General features: G+C 69.7%; 19 protein-coding genes and 1 pseudogene. 8 read left to right on the forward strand and 12 right to left on the reverse strand.

Going from position 1 to position 19,897, the window contains the following annotated elements; genetic code table 11:
- Positions 1-172: 172 nt before the first annotated feature.
- Positions 173-2,503, reverse strand: coding sequence for a SpoIIE family protein phosphatase (locus ACIBK0_RS42285; protein ID WP_399092609.1), 2,331 nt, complete (start codon positions 2,501-2,503; stop codon positions 173-175).
- A 669-nt stretch (positions 2,504-3,172) separates the two neighbouring features.
- Here ACIBK0_RS42285 and ACIBK0_RS42290 point away from each other — a divergent pair.
- Positions 3,173-3,376, forward strand: coding sequence for a 2Fe-2S iron-sulfur cluster-binding protein (locus tag ACIBK0_RS42290; protein WP_399092823.1), 204 nt, complete (start codon positions 3,173-3,175; stop codon positions 3,374-3,376).
- A 46-nt stretch (positions 3,377-3,422) separates the two neighbouring features.
- Here ACIBK0_RS42290 and ACIBK0_RS42295 read toward each other — a convergent pair whose 3' ends face one another.
- Positions 3,423-3,752: an ankyrin repeat domain-containing protein gene (locus ACIBK0_RS42295; protein ID WP_399092612.1), complete on the reverse strand. Its 330-nt coding sequence runs from the start codon at positions 3,750-3,752 to the stop codon at positions 3,423-3,425.
- A 212-nt stretch (positions 3,753-3,964) separates the two neighbouring features.
- On the opposite strand from ACIBK0_RS42295, the pseudogene ACIBK0_RS42300 reads away from it, so the two are divergent.
- The 4 genes and pseudogenes from ACIBK0_RS42300 to ACIBK0_RS42315 all read left to right on the forward strand — a co-directional run.
- A pseudogene (locus ACIBK0_RS42300) lies at positions 3,965-4,189 on the forward strand (transposase); the annotation flags it as partial.
- A gap of 1,075 nt (positions 4,190-5,264) precedes the next feature.
- The gene (locus ACIBK0_RS42305; RefSeq protein WP_399092826.1) at positions 5,265-5,504 is read left to right on the forward strand and encodes a transposase; all 240 of its coding nucleotides are present in this window, start codon (positions 5,265-5,267) and stop codon (positions 5,502-5,504) included.
- Between the two features lie 385 nt (positions 5,505-5,889).
- The gene (locus tag ACIBK0_RS42310; protein WP_399092614.1) at positions 5,890-6,603 is read left to right on the forward strand and encodes a hypothetical protein; all 714 of its coding nucleotides are present in this window, start codon (positions 5,890-5,892) and stop codon (positions 6,601-6,603) included.
- 606 nt (positions 6,604-7,209) lie between these two features.
- Positions 7,210-7,710 carry a hypothetical protein gene (locus ACIBK0_RS42315; protein WP_399092617.1) on the forward strand — a complete coding sequence of 167 codons (501 nt, stop codon included), beginning with the start codon at positions 7,210-7,212 and terminating at the stop codon, positions 7,708-7,710.
- A gap of 352 nt (positions 7,711-8,062) precedes the next feature.
- On the opposite strand, the gene ACIBK0_RS42320 is transcribed toward ACIBK0_RS42315, so the two are convergent.
- The 4 genes from ACIBK0_RS42320 to ACIBK0_RS42335 all read right to left on the reverse strand — a co-directional run bounded on the left by ACIBK0_RS42320 (position 8,063) and on the right by ACIBK0_RS42335 (position 11,582).
- Positions 8,063-8,383 carry an ATP-binding protein gene (locus ACIBK0_RS42320; RefSeq protein WP_399092619.1) on the reverse strand — a complete coding sequence of 107 codons (321 nt, stop codon included), beginning with the start codon at positions 8,381-8,383 and terminating at the stop codon, positions 8,063-8,065.
- Positions 8,335-9,396 carry a PP2C family protein-serine/threonine phosphatase gene (locus ACIBK0_RS42325; protein WP_399092622.1) on the reverse strand — a complete coding sequence of 354 codons (1,062 nt, stop codon included), beginning with the start codon at positions 9,394-9,396 and terminating at the stop codon, positions 8,335-8,337. The genes ACIBK0_RS42320 and ACIBK0_RS42325 overlap by 49 nt, the downstream gene beginning before the upstream one ends.
- Before the next feature lie 677 nt (positions 9,397-10,073).
- Positions 10,074-10,313 (reverse strand): hypothetical protein, encoded by a 240-nt coding sequence (locus ACIBK0_RS42330; protein WP_399092625.1) that lies wholly within the window; start codon positions 10,311-10,313, stop codon positions 10,074-10,076.
- A 279-nt stretch (positions 10,314-10,592) separates the two neighbouring features.
- Entirely contained in the window at positions 10,593-11,582 is a 990-nt protein-coding gene (locus tag ACIBK0_RS42335; RefSeq protein ID WP_399092628.1) for a nitrilase-related carbon-nitrogen hydrolase, read from the reverse strand.
- Between the two features lie 381 nt (positions 11,583-11,963).
- Between ACIBK0_RS42335 and ACIBK0_RS42340 the strand changes: the two genes are divergently transcribed.
- Both ACIBK0_RS42340 and ACIBK0_RS42345 read left to right on the forward strand, forming a co-directional pair.
- On the forward strand, positions 11,964-12,380 hold the full coding sequence (locus tag ACIBK0_RS42340) for a hypothetical protein (protein WP_399092631.1): 417 nt from the start codon (positions 11,964-11,966) through the stop codon (positions 12,378-12,380).
- Positions 12,381-12,653: 273 nt separating this feature from the next.
- Complete coding sequence (locus ACIBK0_RS42345; protein WP_399092634.1) at positions 12,654-13,559, forward strand: NAD(P)H-binding protein; 906 nt, start codon at positions 12,654-12,656, stop codon at positions 13,557-13,559.
- A gap of 340 nt (positions 13,560-13,899) precedes the next feature.
- Here ACIBK0_RS42345 and ACIBK0_RS42350 read toward each other — a convergent pair whose 3' ends face one another.
- From ACIBK0_RS42350 to ACIBK0_RS42375, 6 genes are all read right to left on the reverse strand, one after another.
- A complete protein-coding gene (locus ACIBK0_RS42350; RefSeq protein ID WP_329374675.1) occupies positions 13,900-14,262 on the reverse strand; it encodes a nitrile hydratase accessory protein in 363 nt (120 codons plus the stop codon).
- The gene (gene nthA / locus ACIBK0_RS42355; RefSeq protein WP_399092829.1) at positions 14,259-14,816 is read right to left on the reverse strand and encodes a nitrile hydratase subunit alpha; all 558 of its coding nucleotides are present in this window, start codon (positions 14,814-14,816) and stop codon (positions 14,259-14,261) included. The genes ACIBK0_RS42350 and nthA overlap by 4 nt, the downstream gene beginning before the upstream one ends.
- A gap of 39 nt (positions 14,817-14,855) precedes the next feature.
- Positions 14,856-15,485, reverse strand: a complete 630-nt coding sequence (gene nthB, locus ACIBK0_RS42360) for a nitrile hydratase subunit beta (RefSeq protein WP_399092637.1) — start codon at positions 15,483-15,485, stop codon at positions 14,856-14,858.
- A gap of 490 nt (positions 15,486-15,975) precedes the next feature.
- Complete coding sequence (locus ACIBK0_RS42365) at positions 15,976-16,839, reverse strand: MBL fold metallo-hydrolase (protein ID WP_399092640.1); 864 nt, start codon at positions 16,837-16,839, stop codon at positions 15,976-15,978.
- A gap of 222 nt (positions 16,840-17,061) precedes the next feature.
- Entirely contained in the window at positions 17,062-18,228 is a 1,167-nt protein-coding gene (locus tag ACIBK0_RS42370) for a CGNR zinc finger domain-containing protein (protein WP_399092643.1), read from the reverse strand.
- A gap of 400 nt (positions 18,229-18,628) precedes the next feature.
- Positions 18,629-19,096: a winged helix-turn-helix transcriptional regulator gene (locus ACIBK0_RS42375; RefSeq protein ID WP_399092646.1), complete on the reverse strand. Its 468-nt coding sequence runs from the start codon at positions 19,094-19,096 to the stop codon at positions 18,629-18,631.
- Positions 19,097-19,391: 295 nt separating this feature from the next.
- On the opposite strand from ACIBK0_RS42375, the gene ACIBK0_RS42380 reads away from it, so the two are divergent.
- Positions 19,392-19,817, forward strand: coding sequence for a nuclear transport factor 2 family protein (locus ACIBK0_RS42380; protein WP_351316162.1), 426 nt, complete (start codon positions 19,392-19,394; stop codon positions 19,815-19,817).
- The last annotated feature ends 80 nt before the right edge of the window (positions 19,818-19,897 follow it).

Raw genomic sequence — 19,897 nt, forward strand, 5'->3', positions numbered from 1 at the left:
AGCGAGTACTTCCTGGGAGCAGCCATGGTCGATGTTCCTCTCATGAGTCCCATCTGACCCTCTGTCAACACACTCCGCATCTCGGGGGAACCTCATTCCCTTGCCCTGCTCCGCAGGAGTCCGGTTCTACCCCAGCCTGAAGGCTGGGGTATCCACGGAGGAATCCAGATGACTAACGACGCGGCTCAGCGATGCCGGGCCGGGCTTCCTGCGGGTGGGGGGCCTGCCGGGGTGCCCCGGTGGGCTGCTGTGCCCAGACGGTCTTGCCCAGCGCCTGAAAGCGGGTGCCCCACTGGTCCGCGAGGCTGGCGACGATGAACAGCCCCCGGCCCGTCTCGTCGATGGTGCGGGCGTGTTTCACGTGCGGAGCACTGGCCGCGGCGTCGCTGACCTCGCAGGTCAGCATCCGGTCCAGGATCAGGCGCAGTTGCAGGGGCGGGGCACCGTAGCGAACCGCGTTGCCGACGAGTTCGCTGATGATCAGCTCGGCGGTGAACGCCGTCTCCTCGTCGAGTCCCCAGTCCTCCAGCCGGCGGCGGGCCGCCCGGCGGGCGATCGGTGCGGCCTCGGGGTCGGCCGGCAGCGGGCGGGTCAGCACCCGGTCTTCGGGCAGTGCCTTGGTACGGGCGAGCAGCACCAGTGTCCCGTTCCTCCCCTCGCCGCCGGCCAGCGTGCAGGCGATGTGGTCGCGCAGGTCCGCCAGGGGCATCGTGCCCGCCTGGTCCGGGAGCAGCGGCTGTGCACCCGGCGGTGCCGGCCCGTTGATGGGTGCGGCCGTGCCCATCACCAGGGTGCTGCCCTCGGGGAGGCCGACGGTGGTCGCGGGGAAGGGGGCCCTGCCGGCCGCGGCGAGCGGGGGGCCCTGGGGAACGGACAGGTCCGCCCGGGTGCCGTCGGGAAGGACGGCGACCGGCTCAGGGAGGCCGGCGCAGGCGACGGTGCAGGTGAGGTCGACCGGGTCGTAGAGCGCGATGGTGCAGCGGGCGGTGAGCGGCTCATGGTGCAGGGGATCCTGGGCCGGCAGTGCGGCGCGCTCGGCGGCCAGACGGGCCACGGTGTCGCTCAGGCGGGCCAGCAGCTCGTCGGGCTGCAGGTCCAGCGCAGCCAGGGTGTGGATGGCTGTGCGCAGCAGTCCCAGCGTGATGGCCGCGACAATGCCCCGCCCTGTCACATCGCCGACGGCCAGCGCGGTCCGTGCCCCGGGCAGCGCGATCGCATCGCACCACGCGTCGCAGCCCTGCGGGCCGGGAAGGTGCAGGTGGGAGATCTCCACAGCGGACTGTGCGAGCGGCGGCCTGGGCAGAATCCTGCGCTGGACGGTCGAGGCGATGATCCACTCGCGCATGTACCGGCGGGCGTTGTCGATGCACAGCGCCGCGTGCGCACACACGGCGGACGCCACCTCGATGTCATCCTCGTCGAAGGGGTCTTCCTGCCCGTGGCGGTAGAAGCTGACCACGCCCAGCACCCGGCCGCGCAGCGCCAGCGGCGCCACGAGCAGGGAATGCGCAGCGGACTGTCTGATGGCGTCGGCCCGGGCCGGGTCGGCGGCCAGCCACGCGCTGTCCTGTCCGATCGGCACCAGGCGCGGCCGCAGGTCGCACAGCACGCGCGAGAAGGGGGTGCCGGCCGGCAGAGGGCGCACGTCCCCGACCGGGTAGGCCGAGACCAGGCCTTCGAAGGCGGCCCGGCGCAGCGGAACATCCCCCTCGACCGGCGCCCGCGGAGGGTCCTCTCCGCGGACGACGTCTTCGATGACCTCGACGACGGTGATGCCCGCGAAGGCGGGCACCACCGCCTGTGCCAGCTCCCGGCAGACCACCCCGATGTTCAGCTGCTGGCCCACATGTGCGCGGACCGTGTCCATCAGGGCCAGGCGGTCGTGTGCGCGCTCCCGCTCGGTGACATCGGCCGCGGACGCCACCAGTCCCAGCACCTCACCGTCGAAATCCTCCAGACGGAAGTACGAGACGGAGTAGATGCGGCACCCGGGCCGGCCCGCCGTCTCACCGCCGCGGACGAGCCGGTTCGCCACCGGCTCCCCGCTCTCCAGGACCCCGCCCGCCACGGCGGCTTCCTCCCCGGGGTCCTCAAGTGCGTACGCCTCGATGAAATGCCTGCCCAAAAGATGTCCCACCGGTGCGCCACGCAGCCCCTGCGAGGCGGCGTCCACGCGGACCACCTGCAGCCGGCCGTCCAGGACGAGCAACCCCACCAGGGACTGGGCCCATGACACCTTCGGGCCCGCCGCGTCCCGCCCCGCCGTGCGCACCTGCCAGACAACCGAAGAGCCCCGCCGTACCGGCTTCACCAGCACAGCGGCCGCCTCCGAGAACCCCTCTTGCCACCACGCGCCGCCGGCGGCGGCCTCACGCAGGAGCGCGGTCACCATCTGACCGGCGGCCTCCTCGGCGGACCACCCGAACAGCTCCTCGGCCAAACATCCCCACTCGACCACGCGTCCGCCCTCATCGATGAGTGCGAGCAGATCATCGCCGGGCATGCGACACCACCTCCGTCTCCAGCCCCGCCCACGTGCCGCCGACGGGCCCGCTCACCCGACAGCCGCACCGCCACCCGGCACAGACAGGTGCCGGCAACCGCACCGCTCCGCCGAGAGCGACTCGGTGAAACTTCAGCCCCCCATACGATCCGCACACGTACGAAGGCGGGCGGCTGGGGGGCCTGCGCCAGCCGTGAACGTCATGCCCCACACGCCCGGGCAGGGATCGCCCACGCCCCGGGGGCCAGCAGGCCGAGCGGTTCCCCGGCCTGCTGCAGGGTGGGCTTCAGCCGGTGTTGAGCCTGTCCTCGAAGAACGGGGAGAACTGGTTCAGCGCCGTTTTCCAGTGTGCCGCGACATGACGGATGCCGCGGGCCCTGCGGGTGATCAACCCAGCCCTGAACATCCCCGCCGACGCGGATGCCTACCTCTGCGGACCGGCCGCCTTCATGGACGACATCAGCGGCTACCTGCACGAGCACGGCCTGAGCCCTCAGCGCATCCACACCGAAGCCTTCAGCGCCCTGCCCGCCATCAACCCCGGCATCAACCCCGCCGCCGCACTCCGGCCGCAACCAGCCTCCCGGCCCCCTCATCACCTTCGCCCGCATCACCACCCCCTGGTCACCCGCCCGCGCGTCCCTCCTCGAACTCGCCGAAGCCTGCGACATCCCCACCCGCTGGTCCTGCCGCACCGGCGTATGCCACACCTGCACCACCCGGCTCGTCTCGGGCGACGTCGCTTACACCCCGCAGCCCCTCGCCCCCGAGTTATCTTCTTCGCGGTCCTGCAAGAGGACCGCTGGCCTCCGGGCCCGGCATGACTGTTCCGCCCCTGTCAAACGGATGACCTGGGGAGGAGGTGTCACCTGATCCGGAGGCATCGACGGACCGCTGATGAGGGGCTTGAGCGCCGGCTTCACCCGGGCCGTAAGAGCTCTCCGTCACGTGGATGTGGCAGCTCGGTGCCCCGGCAGGCCGGACGAAAGCGTGATGGAGGGGCCTGCACGTGATCGGCACCGGCACTGACCGGCACGGAGAGCACCGCGCCATCGCCTCGATACGTGAACACCGCCTGCCGCAAAGGCGTGTTGCCCTGCTCGTCCGGGGCATCCACCCACGCACCCGCTGCCAGGAGAGAGCCGACAGCCGCCGCATCCTGCTCATCCGCCGCCAAGTGCAGCGGCGTCCACCCCCGACGGCTCTCACGACCCAGGCCCTGAACCTCATCCCTCATGCCAACCATCATCACGATCGCTTGACGAAGGGCCTAGCTTGACTCTGTCGGGGATCTTGGAGTTGCCCGGTGCGCCGGCGTGATCGGTGGGCATGCTCGGGGTGTTCCGAGAGCCCATGCAGTTGTCGAGGTGTCCGTTGTTGCTCCGTCCTCGTTCCGGTGAGCAAGTCCCGCCTCTGACCGCGCAGATCGCGCGGGCGAGCAACCCGGGTGGTACGGCGGCAATGTGGGTGAGAGACCGCCTGGACGGGCTGTGGCGTGACGAGGACTTCGCTGACTGGTATCCGCGTGACGGGCGTCCGGGTCTCTCGCCTGCCCAGCTGGCCACCGTCTGTGTGCTGCAGTTCGTGCTCGGTCTGTCGGACCGGCAGGCCGCCGAGGCGGTGCGCTGCCGCATCGACTTCAAGTACGCCATGGCCATGGAGCTGGACGATCCCGGCTTCCACCACAGTGTGCTGACCGACTTCCGCGACCGTCTCACCGAGGGCGACCGCGCCGACCGGCTCCTCGACCTCGCGCTGGCCCGCCTGAAGGAGGCCGGTCTGGTGCACGAGCGCACCACACAGCGCACCGACTCCACCCACGTCCTGGCCGCGGTCCGCGACCTGACCCGGCTGGAGATGGTCACCGAAGCGGTCCGCGCCGCGCTGGAGGAACTCGCCGGCACCACCCCGCACCTGCTGGACGAGCTGGTCGACGAGGACTGGGGGCGCCGTTACGGCCGACCGGTCCTCCTGGGCAAGAACCCCACCAAGCCCAAGACCAGGATCCTTGCCACTGGAAACGACGCCGTCCGGCTCCTGGAACACCTCTTCCGGCACGGAGCAGACCGCACGTCCGGTCCTCGCATCCAGGCCCTGCGCCAGATCATGGTGCAGAACTACCACCGTGACGCAGCAGGACATCTGCGCTGGCGCACCGCCGAGAAGGAAGGCGGACCCGGGCTGCCGCCCTCGTCCCGGGCGGTCGTCTCTCCCTACGACACCTCGGCCCGCTACGCACGACACGGACACATCATCAGCTGGAAGGGGTTCTCCGCTCACCTGACCGAGACCTGTGCTCCCGACGGCCCCAACGTGATCACGGACGTGGCCACCACCGCGGCCACCACCCACGACAGCAAGGTCCTGCCCGGCATCCACACCCGCCTCTCCCGCCGCGGACTCCTGCCCGCCGAGCACCTGGTCGACAGCGGCTACACCTCCCTGACCCACCTGGAACAAGCCGCACGTGACCACCAGGTCACCGTCTCCGGGCCGCTCCGGGGCAACCCCACCCGGCAACACCGTCGAGGCGAGGGCTTCGCCCGGGACGACTTCCACATCGACTACGACCTCCGGCAGGTCACCTGCCCTCAGGGCCAGGCCAGCCAGGGCTGGCACGGCCCCTACCCGACCTCCTCACCCACAGCGGCCCCGCTGATCGTGGCACGGTTCACCAAAGGACTCCGCGACCTGCAACTCCGTGTCCGTGCCGAGCAAACAGACACCCGAGTGGAAGACCCGCTACGCGGTCCGCTCCGGAGTGGAGGGAACGGTCAACGAGTTCGCACACGGCCACGGCATGCGCCGCTGCCGCTACCGCGGACAGGGCAAGGTTCACCTCCAGCACGTCCTGACCGCCATCGCCATCAACATCGAGCGGCTCAGCGGTCTCCCACCGACCGAGGAGGCACTCCCTCCCCGCCGGCCGACCGCCTTCCAGAACTACCTCGATCAACACGAGATCCCCCGGCCAAAATCCTGGCGCACCCTGGGCACCTGACCTCGGCAACTCCAAGATCCCCAACAGAGTCAAGGGCCTGTTCCGGACCCACGCGAGGCGTTGACTGTCGACCGCTCCCCGAGCGGCACGACCGCCGGGGTTGTGATCGCCGCCGTCGCGCCGGGCGATGGATGGCGGGAGGGGGTTGCCGTTCCATACTTAGGAGCATATGCTCCTAAGTGAAGGATCCGTTTTTTGGCATTTGCCCGCCTGGTCGATCGGCTGCCGGGACGCGACAGGGCCGCGAGCTGCGGCCGCTGCGGGTTGCTCGAGCGCGGGTGACCAGTGAGCCGGCTGTCGTCGTTCGGTGGTTGGAGACGGGTGTGGGCCCGTAGGTCCGAGCAGTGCGCACGGTGCGGCTGTGACTCGAGTGAAGGAATCATGTATGTCTGTCAAGAACGTCAAGAACAAGGTGCTGGCTGCTGCGGCAGTGGTGACCCTCGCGGGCGGTCTCAGTGCGGTGGGGACTCTGTCCGCGAGTGCGGCCACGCCCGAGTGCGGCGCGAGCTGCATCAAGATCTACAGCACCAAGTTCGGGACGTCCGAGCAGCCCAACCTGGTTGAGACCGTCTACCGAGGAGTGGCGAGGGTGGGACAGCCCACCGCGATGCAGCCCGTCAGCACGCACCGTGCGGCCGGGGACATCGTCGGCCACCGGTCGGGGGCCGTGTCGGACTTCTACAAGGACGGCCTCGTGTCCGCCGAGGTGAACAAGCACTACGGCAGCCTGCATGCGGTGGAGGTCGAGTACGCGCCCCATGGCCAGCGCACCGGCCTGTGCGCGGGTCTCGCTCACAACGCGTACCAGGACGAGGGTCTCACGCTGCAGAAGTGCGGTGTATCGGCCGAGACCGTCTGGATCATAGACACCGCCGACTCGCCCGCGACGGCCTCCCAGGGCCACTTCCCGCTGGTCAACGGCTCGACCAGAAACTTCGCCCACCCCTACGCGATGACCTTCACGCACAACGCGTTCCAGCACAGCGGTCACCGGCACGGCGGACACCGGAACATGGTGCCCAACCAGATCCGGGTCGACAGGCTGATGGGCAACCCGTCCCATGTCCCCGCTGGCCAGCTCTGGGGCACCACGAAATAACACACCGCTCCTGCAGTCCCGAACAGGCCTGCGGTGCCGCTCCAACAGGACGACACCACAGGCCTGTTCGGGGCAAGGATCACGAGCCGCATGGCTCGGGCGTCGCGATCCGGCCTCCAGCTGATGGCGTCGACGAGGCCTTCGGCGCGCTGGTGCCCATCGTCCGAGCCGCAGCGAGCAGCAGCCGCTGCATGCACCGGTGGTCTTGCGCACAGCCCACCCCGGAAACGGCTGGCTGGTCTCGCCCGGCCGCGCCCCACAGCACCGGCCGGTCGGATCAAGGTTCGCAATAGCGGAAGTCGAGGCCTGCACCGCAGACCTTCCGATCATCCTCTGAAAGCGCCGGACCGCGAGCACGGACTGGATCACCGAGACGCCGCTGCCGCCTACGCGCTGCTGGCAGCTCCCCTGCCCCTCCGACAGACCTTTCGCCACACTCAAAGCTCACACTTTCCTCGTGTGCGAGGAAAGTGTGGCATCCCGCTCGTCAGCGTCGACCTGAGGTGATGCGCTCAGACCGGCCCGGGCGGCAGTCCCTCCACACGGACCCGCTGCCGCCCTCTTCGCGCCGGCACCCACCCAGAAGATCATGGAAAGAGCACCACCATGCGCAAGTTCAGATTCCGCAAGCTCATCCCGGCCGCCGGCGTCGCCGCCGGCGCTGCCGCCGTGCTCGTCGCCGGTGCACCGCTCGCATCGGCCGGCACCTTCGACGGCTACCACAGCCACGACCACCGCACCGAAATCATCCAGATGGTCGCCAAACAGACCCAGACCGCATCCATCGACGTGGGCAAGAAGGGACACAGCCTCGGCGACCAGCTGGTGATCGCCGAGGACCTGTACCAGAACGGGACGAAGCTCGGCGACCACAGTGTGGTGTGCACCTACGTGCACACCAGCCCGGACGCGCTGCAGTGCCTGGGCACCTTCTCGCTGCCCCAGGGGCAGATCACCGGGCAGGCGCTCCTTCACCTCCCGGCCGCCTCCGCCGTCGACGTCGCGATCACTGGCGGCTCGGGCGCCTACAGCGCCGCCGGAGGCCACGTCCACACGGTCCCCGCCGGTACGACAGAGAGGCACCTCACTTTCAGCGTCACCCGGTGACCGCACCGGGACGACCGTGGTGAGGCAGCGCAGGATCCGCTGCTGACCCCGCCCGCATCTGCACGCATCCTCACTCACCGGAGGGCCGCACGCCGGCCTGCCGCAAGCGCCCCGGCGGCAGGCCGGAACGGGTGTCCAGGTCTCCTGGCCGGCGGGCGGGGCCGGCCGCTGCACACCGCGGCGTTCCCGGGGCGGTCGCAGACGAGCAGGCCCGCCTGGACCCGCGGGGACCTCGCCCTGGTCCATGAGAGCTTCTCCTCATGGACCAGAGGCAGGTCCGCAATGCCGGACCTGCCTGCGAGGAGCCGTTTGGCGGGCAATTTCACGGGCGGCGCGAGAGCATGCTCGCGGCTCAGACAGCCGGGATGGGCATGTCCAGTGACACCGTCTTGCCCCGGCCGTTGGGGAAGCTGTGCCACCCACCGGCGAGGGCTTCCACGATGAGGAGGCCGCGGCCGTGTTCGGCCTCCGCGTTCTCCTCCTCGTCAAGCGCCAGTGGTGAGGGAACGGGCGGGTTACTGTCGGAGTCCCGTACTTCCAGCCGGACATGATCCGCGAACGCCCTCAGCCGGACATCGACGTCGCTGCCCGCGTGGATGAGCGCGTTGGTCACGATCTCGGAGGCTATGAGTTGCAGGGAGTCCGACACCTCTGTAAGCCCCCAGGCACACAACCGGTCGCTGACGAAGTTCCGTACCGCTTTGACCCCTTGGACGTCCTGGCGCTGAATGCACAGGCCGGCCGTTCGCGGTGCGCCCGCGCCTTGGCGGCGTCTTCGTAGCGGGCCAGGAGCAGCACGGCGTCGTCGCGGCGCTGCTGCGGGCTGAAGACCTCGGCGACGAGATGGTCGGCCAGGTGCTCGAGATCGGTTCCGGCCGCGCGGTTGCCGGAGTCGAGGAGCGCCTGGGCGCTGGATCCCGGGTCGGTGGCGTTTCCGCCGATCAGGCCGTTCGAGTACAGCAAGAGGACCGTCCCGGGCGCGAGGATGTGCTCACGCCCTCGGTAGGCGTCGGGCGCTGGGACGCCGAGCGGGACGTTGGCGGGTGCGTCGAGCGTGCCGGTGCTGCCGTCGGGCCGGAGCACCAGCGGCTCCGGATGTCCGGCCAGAGCCACCTCCGTGGTGCCGTCGGCCGTGTCCAGCGCGATGACGCAGCAGGTCACGAGCAATTCCGTGCGTAGTGCGGTGAGCAGCCGCGCGGTCCGGTCGATCACCGTGGCGGGAGGGTGTCCTTCCGCCGCGTAGGCGGCCACCGCGGTGCGTACCTGGCCCATGACGGCGGCGCTCTCCACGGCGTGTCCTTCTACGTCGCCGACGATCAGTACCATTCGCTCGTCCGTCAGTCTGATCACGTCGTACCAGTCGCCGCCCACCCTCGCGGTGACAGTGGCGGGCCGGTAGCGCGCCGCCGTCGTCAGTCGGGGCAGCTCGGGCAGTGTGGAGGGCAGGAGCCGCCGTTGAAGGCATTCGGCTGTCTGGTGCTGCTTCTCGCTCAGCCCTACGCGCTGCAGCGCTGCTCCCAGCAGGGCCGCCATCATGCTCAGGGTTGCTCTCTCCTCCGGCGGGAAGTCGCGCGGGCCGGGAAACGACAGGCAGCAGATGCCGATGACGTTCTTGTGTCCCGTGAGAGCCAGGTCGTTGGTCTGGCTGCTGGCGATGAGAGGCAGTTGGGCCTCGGCTCGTGGCAAGTCCTCGCACCAGTCGGGGCGGGCAGCCGACGGCTGGCCTGCGGAGATGAACAGGGGGCGCCCTGGGCCGCCTGTGCTGCGGGCGTGGGGGCAGTGAGGGGGGCACCGTGGACAGTTCGGGCCATTCCTGACGACCTGCCGCTGTGCCCCAGGACCCACAGGCGGTTCTCGCCGGCCGATGTCAGGACCAGGCCGTCGGCATGCAACGGCGACATGATGCACTCCTGGGCCGTTGCGACGATGTCGCCCATGGTGGTGGCCTGGTTCAGCAGGTCGGAGAGCCGCCGCAGTGGATACATCAGGCTGACGCCGGAGGACCCGGGGACGCCAGAGACTCCCCAGCCCGGAGTGTCGGCGCTCGTATCCGCATCGAACCTCGTCGGCACGAGCGCCGGCATGGGCCCGGGTGTGATCGGGATGCCACGCTCTGCGAGCGCTGCGAGGGCCTCGGCGAGTTCGGCAGCGAGGTCCTGTACGGCCGTATGGTCTGCCCCGCGGTAGTCGCCACGGGTCTCCAGCCGCAGGACGGTCAGGGCACCGAAACGCCGGCCGGCGGCGAGGACCGGGGCCGCAAGCGCGGCGTACGGGTACGGCCGGGCGTACTGCTGCTGCGTCGGTGCGGGGTCGGGGTCGGTCAGGAGCGCTGTTGTCCCCGAAGCCAGAGCACGCGCTGTCGCCTAGGGCGAATTGAGGGGCATCCGTGCCGGAAGGGTGAACAGGGACGGCGCACCGCCTGCGATCATCGCCGCGCGGAGCTCGGTGCCGTCCTCGGCCAGGAGGTAGACCGCGGCTGCCGCCGCGTCGACCCGCTGCATCGTCTTGCGGACAGCAGCGTGCAGTGCCTCCGCGAGATCCGCGCCCTGGCTGTGGCCGGACCGGTCTCGGCGGCGGTGCTCTTCGACTGCGCTGTTGGTCACCACGGGACAGCTCCCTCAACGGCAAGTATAAATTTGCAGCCCGTCACGACGCGCGACAGAGCCGCCGCCGGGCGGGACGAGGCAACCCTCAGACGTGGTCGTCGTCCGTGCGGGGGGTGCTGCACATCCTGCGGGCAGGTCCACCGGCCCGGCGCCGCGGGGGCCCGGTCTCCTGTGACCGGGCCCCTCGGCAGGCCTCTGGAGCATCGGCACGCCCCAGGGCCACGACCCTACGGACAGCACCGTTGCCGTCTTCGGGTCAGTCAGGTGTGCAACGTCTCACTGGGTGTCGGCGGTGCGGTCTTCACCTGGTGCCGTGAAGGAGTGGGTTCCGGCGTGGGCGTCGCGCTCGCGGAGGTGGGGTGCCGGCGTGCGGTCGACCACGAGGCTGAGCCGTTCCGGGCGGCTGTAGTGGCCGCGCGTGTCCGCCAGGCGCTTGCGCCGGTCGATCAGCTCGAAGTCCAGGTCGGCGATGACCTCGCCCTCGCCGGACGTGAGCGGTTCGCCGATGATGCGGCCCTCGGGGTCGACGATGGCGGTGAAGAAGCCGCCGGACATCGCAGCGGCTGGGGCTCCGGTGTCCTCGGCGAGCTTTGCCTGCTGGTCGGCATCAAGCCAGGCGGTGGCGTTGACCACGAAGCAGGCTGACTCCAGCGCGTGCTGACGGATGTTCACCTCGATCTGCCCGGCGAACAGCTCACCGCCGAAGGAGCCGGGGTACATCGCGGCGTGGATCTGCTCGCCATCGGCCATCAGGGCATAGCGCGCCAGTGGCAGGTAGTGCTCCCAGCAGGCGAGCTGGCCGATACGGCCGACGGCGCTGTCCACCGCGCGCAGTCCCGAAGCATCGCCCTGGCCCCAGATCATCCGCTCGTGGTAGGTCGGCGTGAGCTTGCGCCGGCGCTGGATCAGCGTGCCGTCCGCGTCGAAGAGCAGCTGAGTGTTGTAGATGGTGCCGCCGTCGCGTTCGTTGACGCCGATCGAGACGACCACGCCCGCCTCGCGGGCTGCCGCGCCGATCGCGTCGGTCTCGGCGGACGGCACCGTCACCGCCTCCTCGAGGAGGCGCAGGTGCTCCTTGGCCATGGTGTAGGGCGGCTGCACGAAGGAGAAGTAGGGGTAGTAGGGGACGACGGTCTCGGGGAAGACGGCGAACTGGACGCCCTGTGCGCCCAGGTCCCGGATCTTCCGCACGACTTTCTCGACGGTGCCCGCGCGGCTGTAGAGCACGGGACTTATCTGAACTGCGGCAGCTCTCACAACGGTCATGGTGTGACTCCTTTGAACAATGCACGGGGCGCAGGCATGTGGCCTTGCACCCTCTGGAATGTCGGTGCAACGGGGGCGGGAGGGTAGGCGCCGTCGAGGCGATTGACCCCGCTGTGCTGTCCGCTCGGAAGACCCCGCCGCGTCGGGCCGCCGGCGCGGACGTGCAGGCAACGGCTTCCCCGAAACATTTAGGAGCATATGCTCCTAATGAGTTCGAAGCAAGGTCCGGCGACGCGACCAGTTGCCCGCCGACCGGGTGACATGCTTGCTCGAATGTACAATACGAGGATATGCTCCTATGTGTCGGCCGGAGCTGCTCCGCCCCGGCGACCCACCCCCCACCGTCCCGCCATTGGCCGGGATCTTCGAAGGAGACACGACATGCGGAACGCAGGCAACGGCGATGCCGACCGTCAGGGCCTCAGCTACTACCCGTGGTGGCTGGACAACCTGGCCGACGACGCCACCCTGGAAGGCGCGGCGATGAGCGGCACTGCGCGCGGCGCCGAGACGGTCCGCTCCATCGTGATCAAGGCCCGCGAACTGTACGGGCACCAGGACTTCAGCTACACCGGTGACTTCGGCGACGACGGCTTCCTCGAGATCTACGACTCCTCGATTCACGGCGAGCCCCTGAAGGTCGTCGTCACGGTCACCCGCAACGCCGCCGGGCAGGCCCAGGATCTCGCGGTACTGCACCGCCCGCGCAACGCGATGCTGCTCTTCTCCCGCCTCATGCACGAGGAGTTCGCCGGCACCCCCGTGGCCGACCACTTCCTCGCTGAGGACGAGTCCTGAATCAGCGACCCGGGGCGTGCGCCCCGCTACCGGCCTTCCGACCCCTCCGGGTGCCTCCTGGCCGGTCGCCTGCGGCACGGGGGCCGCCGGGCCGGGCGACGGACCGTCCCCCGGCCCTCTGCCCCCAAGGCCGGGCCGCCGCCATCGACCGGCGCGTGCCGGTCCGCTTGCCTCTCGGAGCAGCGGCAGCCCGCCGGCGCCCGCTGCGGCCGCACTGGTCCTCTGCTCATGCCGCAACTCGGATATCCGATCACTCACCAAGGACGACAACTGATGGTCGCCAGCAATCTCGTTCTCATCCCCGGCGCCAGTGGCGTGGGCCGTACGGTCTTCGAACAGCTGCGTGCGCAGGACGTCCCGGTGCGGTTCATGGTCCGCACCGAGGACGAGCGAGCCGCCGAGTTGCGCAGGCTCGGCGCGGAGGTCGTCATCGGCGACCTGACCCGGCCCGAGTCCCTGGCGGCCGCGCTGCGGGGCGTGACGCGGATGTACTTCGCGATGCGTGTGTCGCCGGACCACCTGCTGGCGGCCACGGTGGTGGCCTCCGTCGCACGCGAGCACGGGGAACTGGACGCCCTGGTCGACCTCTCTCAGATGACGGTGTCGCAGATGACCGCCACCAGCACCGAGGAGTCGCACCAGCAGCGACTGCATTGGCTCGCTGAGCAGGTGTTCGACTGGTCGAGCCTGCCGGTGGTCCACATCCGGCCCACGTCATTTCTGGACAACCCCCTTTTCACGTCCCTTGCGGCACGGACGATCCAGGAGAACGGCACGATCGCCCTGCCATTCGGCACCGGACGCACCTCACCGGTCGCCGTGGACGACGTCGCCCGGGTCGTCGCCACCGTGCTCCGCGACCCGGCTCCCCATATCGGGCAGGTCTACGAACTGACCGGGCCGCGCTCCGTCGACATGAACGAGCTGGCCGCGGAGTTCACCCGGGCGCTGGGCCGCAAGGTGCGCTACGTGGACGTCCCGCTGGAGCGGTGGGAGGCGGAAGTGCTCGCCAAGGCGGCCCTGCCACCGCACATCGAGCGCCACATCGCCGTCATGGGCCGTCTCCACCAGGAGAACCGCTACGACCGCACGGCTGACGGCGTCGAGCGCGTGACCGGCATCGCTCCCGAGTCGATCGAGACGTTCGTGGCCGCCCGCAAGGACTTCTACCTGGGCTGACCGCTCCGCCACCGGTCCACGCCCGGGCTTGTGAGTGACCGCCGTTTCGGCGACCGGCACTCACAGGGCCGTATACGGCACGGCTGCGGCAGAGTGCCGGCTCACCGCGCAGGGAGACCACGCCGCGCCGGGCGCCGCACGGCCACGGGGGCGCCGGGGCCCGCGCGGCCCCGTGGCACGGTCGACAGTCGCGGGGCCCAGCGCTCAACTCCTCTGATGTCTCATGTCCATACCCGTGCCGGTCGCCGGGTACGGAGCGGCCGGCGGCACTCCGCCGTTGTCGGTCCCTGGCCGGTGCGGCCCCGTACCGCGATGGCGCCGACAGGGCGGGCGCCGGCGATCAGTGATGGTCATCGTGCCCGTGGCCGTCCCGGTGGTCGTGGCCCGCGGGGCGCTCGGCCAGGGTCCGGGTACGGGAGGTGACCTGGTCGGTGCTCACGACGCAAAGGTCCGTGAGCACGTCCTCCAGGGCGGCGAGCCAGAGCCGGTAGTAGTCGTAGGGCTCGTCGGGAGCCGCCGTGCTCTCCCAAGCCCTGATCCGGGCGATCAGTGCGTCCGTGAACTGCGGCCAGGTGAAGGCGCCCGCCTCGTAGAGGCCGACAGTCATGCCGAAGGCGCGGCTCTCCCAGGGTTCGGCGAAGACCAACTCACCGTTGGAGCGCGGCGGTGCGGCCGGGCCCTCGATGTCCAGTGGCGCGGTCATGGGGCCGCCACCTCGGCCACACCGACCATCGCGTCACGGGTCACCAGAGGCACGAGTCCCTCCTCGGTAAGGTGCTCGGTGCCGGCCGGACGCTCAGGCAGCACCAGCCAGCGCACCTCACTGGTGGAGTCACGCACCGTGATCTCGACGTCCTCGTCGAGGTCGAGGCCCATCTCGGAGAGCACCGTGCGGGGCTCCTTGACCACGCGGGCGCGGTAGGAGGGATCCTTGTACCAACTCGGCGGCAGGCCGAGCACCGGCCAGGGGTAGCAGGAGCACAGCGCGCAGACCACCACGTTGTGCTTGGTCGGAGTGTTCTCCACGACCACGATGTGCCAGCCCATGGACCCCGAGAAGCCGAGCTCCTTGATCGCGGCAGTGCCGTCCGCGAGCAGCCGACGCCGGTACTCCGGGTCCGTCCACGCCTTGGCTACGACCTTGGCACCGTTGAGCGGGCCCACGTTGGTCTCATAGGTGGTGACGATCCCGTCGATCACCTTGGGGTCGATGAGACCCCGTTCGGTGAGCAACTGCTCGAGCGCCTCGGTGCGCAGAGCGGAAGGAAGACGTCCCCCGTGCGCCGGTGGTGTCGGTCATGAGGTTGTCTCCAGGTAGCTCTCGTACATCTCTACGGTGACGGAGAATCGTTCCGCGTCGACGCCCCACAGCTCGCGCGAGTCGAATCGCACCGAGTAGACGTGCTCCGGGTTCTCACCCTGGAAGCAGGCATTGGTGTCCGCGAGCACATGGGCGGGTTGGATGAGCTCCACCACACCGGCGTGACCCCGGATGTAGGCCGGAAGCCGGGTGTGCCCGGGAACCGAGAAGCTCCTGGCGTGCACCCGATCGCCGACCGCGAAGGCGGGCGCGGCGTCCACGGAGCGCAGTGGGCCCTCCGCGGTGGGCCGGTAGTCCGGCCTGGCGGGCTCAGGAAACGGCGGCTCCTGCACGCCCTCGCCGCGAAGATTTCGGGCGCGGGCGTCGATCGCGCCCGGCGCGAGGATCGCGCTCTCCGTGAGGAGCAGCTCCCCACCGTTGAGCCAGCGTCCAAAGTAGCCGTCCTCCAGGTAGGCGGCCCGGTCCAGGCGCTCCAGCGAGTGGCGGAAGGCGTCCACGTTCGCCCCGGCCACGCTTGAGGACAGGAGCGCCAGCGCGAACGCCCTGCCCTGCCAGGGCTCCGCGAAGACCGGTTCATCGGGTTGGGTGACGGGACGGGTCCCCATCCCGGAGTACCTCCCATATCGGCAATACCATCCATGACACCACCTCCCGCATACACATAATCATGGACGGATTTAGGTGCATTCATGCAGGCGGCGCCTGGTCGGGCCCGGGCAGCACCCGCGAGCGCCTGGTCGTGGCATCCACGGAACCGCTTATCGGGGACCGTACGGAGCTGACCACCCAGCGAGTGAAGCCGCTGGGCATGCTTCAGCGTGGGTCTGTGGTTGCGGTAGAGCCTGCGCAGCCGCTCGATCAGCTCGACGGATGTCTCCCCCTGTCCTGCACACTCGTCGCGGTCACCGCGACGACAAGGACCCGGCCGAGGCAGTCCACCACCAGGTGCCGCTAGCGGCCTGCCACCTTCTTCCCGCCGTCCCAGCATGACGTCGACCGGTCCGCTCCGCGGCGTTCCCTATGTGCACGGCGGCGGCACCGTTCCGTAGTGGAAGGCGCCGCGCGGCGCGTCTCGGGCTCGTTCCCCTCGTTCCGTCAGGCTCCGAGCAGGCCGACCGCTCCATACCACACCGGGCCCGGGTTGAGTCGATCCGGGTAGAGGGCAGTCATCTGGTCGAAGTACTCGCGGGCGGTGGGGTTCTGGCCGAGCAGCCGGATGGCGTCGACCAGGTACTGGCGGGTTTCCTCGATGGTGGCCGGGTCGTCGGGCAGGTCCTTGTTCTTGTGACCGGCCACGACGGAGCGCGGCTCGAGCGCGGCGACGCGGTCGAGGGCCAGGAGCCATTCCTGCAGGCCGCCGTCGCCGCCTTCGAGGATGTACTGGTGCACGCCGTTGTAGACGACGTCGCCAGCCACCACGAGGCCGATCGACGGCACGTGCAGGACCGTGGTCTTGTCGGTGTCGGTGTGACCGACCTCGACGGCCTCGATGAGGTTGCCCTCCAGCAAGAAGCCCTCGGCGGGGACGGGCTCGGCCAGGACCGGGGTGTCGGGGATCAGGCCGGGGAAGCGTTTGTCCCACAGTTCCTCGCGTCCCTCGGTGGCCTGCTTGTGCATGACCTCGATGGTTCCGGGGGTCGCGTAGACAGTGACGCCGGGGAACCGCTTCACGAGATCGGCGGTGCCGAACCAGTGGTCGCCATGCCCGTGGGTGGCGTAGATGTAGGCCAGGCGCTTGCCGGAGCGCTCGATCCAGTCGCCCACCCGCTGGGTCTGCTCGATGGTGAGAGGCGGGTCGACCAGCACGGCGTCCTCGCCCCCGAAGATCAGCGTCGACGTCAGGGGCGAGGAGACGAGCCCTTCACCGTTGGGCAGCCGCTCGCCGCCGGCCCGGGGCGTCCCCTCCTGGACGAGAACCTCGTACGCCAGAGGAGAGGATGCGGATGCGGATGCGGTCATGATGGTGCCTCCTTCAGGGGCGGAATGTGGCTCGCGCGACCGTTTGCTCCGTGGCCGGGTCGCGAGCCGGGCACAACGTCTGGGTGCGCAGTTGAGATGGTCTGATCCGACGGGTGCGATACGCCCGGCACCGTGGTGGACCGGCACGGTCGGCTCGTCGAAGGCGTTCCGCCGACCCCGGTTGCGCTCGCCCGAGCGGGGTGGCAGGTCTCCGTATGACCCTCAAGAAATAAGCGTAGCACATTTGGTTATGTCATCTCCGGTTACAGCGGAGTCACCCTCGCCCCGTCGGGCGAACGGCCTCGGGTGAACCGGGGGGCCGGACGGAGTCCGGATGCGGCGGCCGTCCGCCGCCGACTGTCCGGCGGCCGCGGATACGACCGGACGCTCCTGCGTGCTGTGTGCAGGCATGGATGGGGGCGTTCTTCCGCGGCGGTGGATCTCCGGGGACGCGGCGACACCCCCGACGGGCGCATGCTCCCGTTCATGCGCCTGGGCCCCGGGTTCTGGCCCGGACGCTGGCCCGGCCGAGCAGTGCCGCCGCCCCGTGCGGGGCCATCGCTGTGCGGTCGGAATCCGGAGCAGGCATGCGGAACGACCGCCCGTTCGCGCGTCCCGGCCCTGGGCGGATCGGCGCGGCGCCGTACGAATGAATGCTGTGCCAGGGGCGCGCTGCGGCGTGGCGGAGCCCGCCGATGGCGGCGGACAGCCGTGTCTCCCCTTACGGGTGTTGTCCGAGGTTGGCGAGGGAGTAGGGGCGGGCCGGCTCCCAGGAGCGGTTGGGCATGCGGTGCCGGCGGCCGCCCGCTTGCGGGCGCGGTGGTTGCGCAGGTTCGCCGCGTTGCCGCAGACGCGGACGTCGTGCCATACGCCGCTGTTGTTCCGGGAGCGGCCGAAGAAGGTGACGGTGCAGCGGGTGTTCCGGCAGCTCTTGAAGCGGCGCAGGGAGTCGGCGCACTGGGCCTGATACGCCTCGATCATGGCGAGAGATGCCACCTGGCGCCATCCCTTGCCCCGCGCCTCGGCGCGGATGCGCCCGTCCGCGTCGAGGCGGAGGGCGGTCTGCGCGGCCGTGGGCGTGCGCACCGGGTGCGACTTCGGCGAGGTGTCCGGTCCCGCCGGCTGCAGGTGTCGGTGCAGGTCGTGCCGGAAGTCGCGCAATTCCTGCAGGTCATCTGCCGTGATCTCGACCACGGGTGCGGGCTGGCCGGTCTCTTCGTTCCAGTTCGCGAAGGCTTGGGCGAGCCACGTCCGCGCGACCTCGACGTCCTCCAGGAGGTCGGGCTCGCGCGGCTTGCCCGCAGAGATCGTGTTGAGCAGGTCCTGGACAAATGCCAGCCCGCCTGGGGCGGGCTCCAGGTCGTATCGGCCGGTCGCAGTCCAGGGCATCCTCGAAACCGCCTTTCCTTACGGAACACTAACGACATGTACACAATCACTTTACTTCTTTCAGAGAACGCCCGGGCGACTGAGGGGATCCCCCTCATCGTTCATCGAAGTTGCGTGTGCTGAAAGGGAGTTGCTGTTTCCAAGGAACGGGTTCCCCTGAAGGCGCCCGATGCATCAGCGTTTCGGCCGAAAGAGACATCATCTTGCGATGTCTGTCACGCTCACGGATGTTCGGTGTGACGGCCCTCTCTCGTGTCATCACACGCGCCCCGGATTGGACCGGCCGCAGCGTGGCCGGGCCGATAGGCGAACAGGGCCGGCCCGGACGCGGCGGGAACGCCGAGGCTGCCTGTCGCCCTGCGCTGCCGGGATGCGGGAGTGATCGAGGAGCGGGTTGCCGTCAGGAAGACGCGCTGACGGCGCCGGGGCCGGTAATCGGCACCACCTCGGAGCCGGAGACCTCCTGCCCGCAGGAGCAGTGCAGCTCGACATGCACCTGGCCGCCGCAGCCGGCGTGGTTCAGCAGTGTCGGCGGGCCCTCCGGGCCGCCGAGATGGGTGTCTCCGTACTGCAGGAGGGCGGCCAGAATCCACTGCAGGTCGTGGGCGGGCGACGTGAGGTGGTACTCGTAGCGCGCGCGCTGTCCGGCCTCCTGGTAGCTCCGGCGCTCCAGCAGGCCGGCGTCGACGAGTTGCCCCAGGCGTTCGGTCAGGACGCGACGGGAGACCCCTAGGTGCTCCGCGATCTCGTCGAAGCGGTGCAGGCCGGCGAAGACCTCGCGCAGGATGAGCAGGGTCCACCGCTCGCCAATCAGCCCCAAGGTCGCGGCGACGCTGCAATTGCCCAGATCTAGTTCACGCCACTCCATATCGCCAGGATAGCCCCAGGGTCGCCATTTGGAACCCAGCCTTGACTTCCTGGGTTCCAGATGAGAACTTAGCGGCCATCGGGCGGTCGGCAGGCACTGGCACTACCGCACCCTCGGCCCGCGAAGCCGCTCGGCGACCGCCCGAGCCCGTCAGGCTTCCGGCCCGCCGCGCGTCTCACGAGCCGATCGGCCCGCCCCCTTGCCTCCGGTCCCTCCGCGTACGACCGGACGGAACCCAAGGTGCGTGGACACATGTTCACCCAGCACCGCACTCAGCCATGAGCATGGAGGAAGCATGTCGAGCAACCAGGCGATCGTTGATGCCTGCCACCGCGCCTACACCGGATTCGAGAACAACGACTCGTCCGACCTGGTGGTTCTGATGTCGCCGGACGTGGTCTTCCACTTCCCCACCTCACTGCCCTACGGCGGGACGTTCCACGGGCGGGAGGGTTTCGTGGCCTTCTACAAGGATCTCTTCGACCACTACTACGAGTACTTCAACTACGACCTGCACGCGGTGCTCGACGCCGGGTCGCACGTGGTGGTCCCCGTCCGGGCCCGAGCGAAGGCGAAGAACGGCCGCACGATGGAGAACGAGCACCTCCTGCTGTTCGCCGTGACCGACGGACTGGTCACGGAGGCGCGGCTGTACGCCGACACCGCCAAGGGGCGCGACGTGCTCGAGGGCCTTGAGTTCTTTCCCTCCGCAGCCAACTGACCCCGCAACCGCGACGGCGCGGCGCACCACCCCCAAGACCCATGGCCCCGCTGCCCCGTCCCCAGCCCGCACCAGCCGCA

This window comes from Streptomyces sp. NPDC050564 (genome assembly GCF_044457265.1).
Taxonomy (GTDB): domain Bacteria; phylum Actinomycetota; class Actinomycetes; order Streptomycetales; family Streptomycetaceae; genus Streptomyces.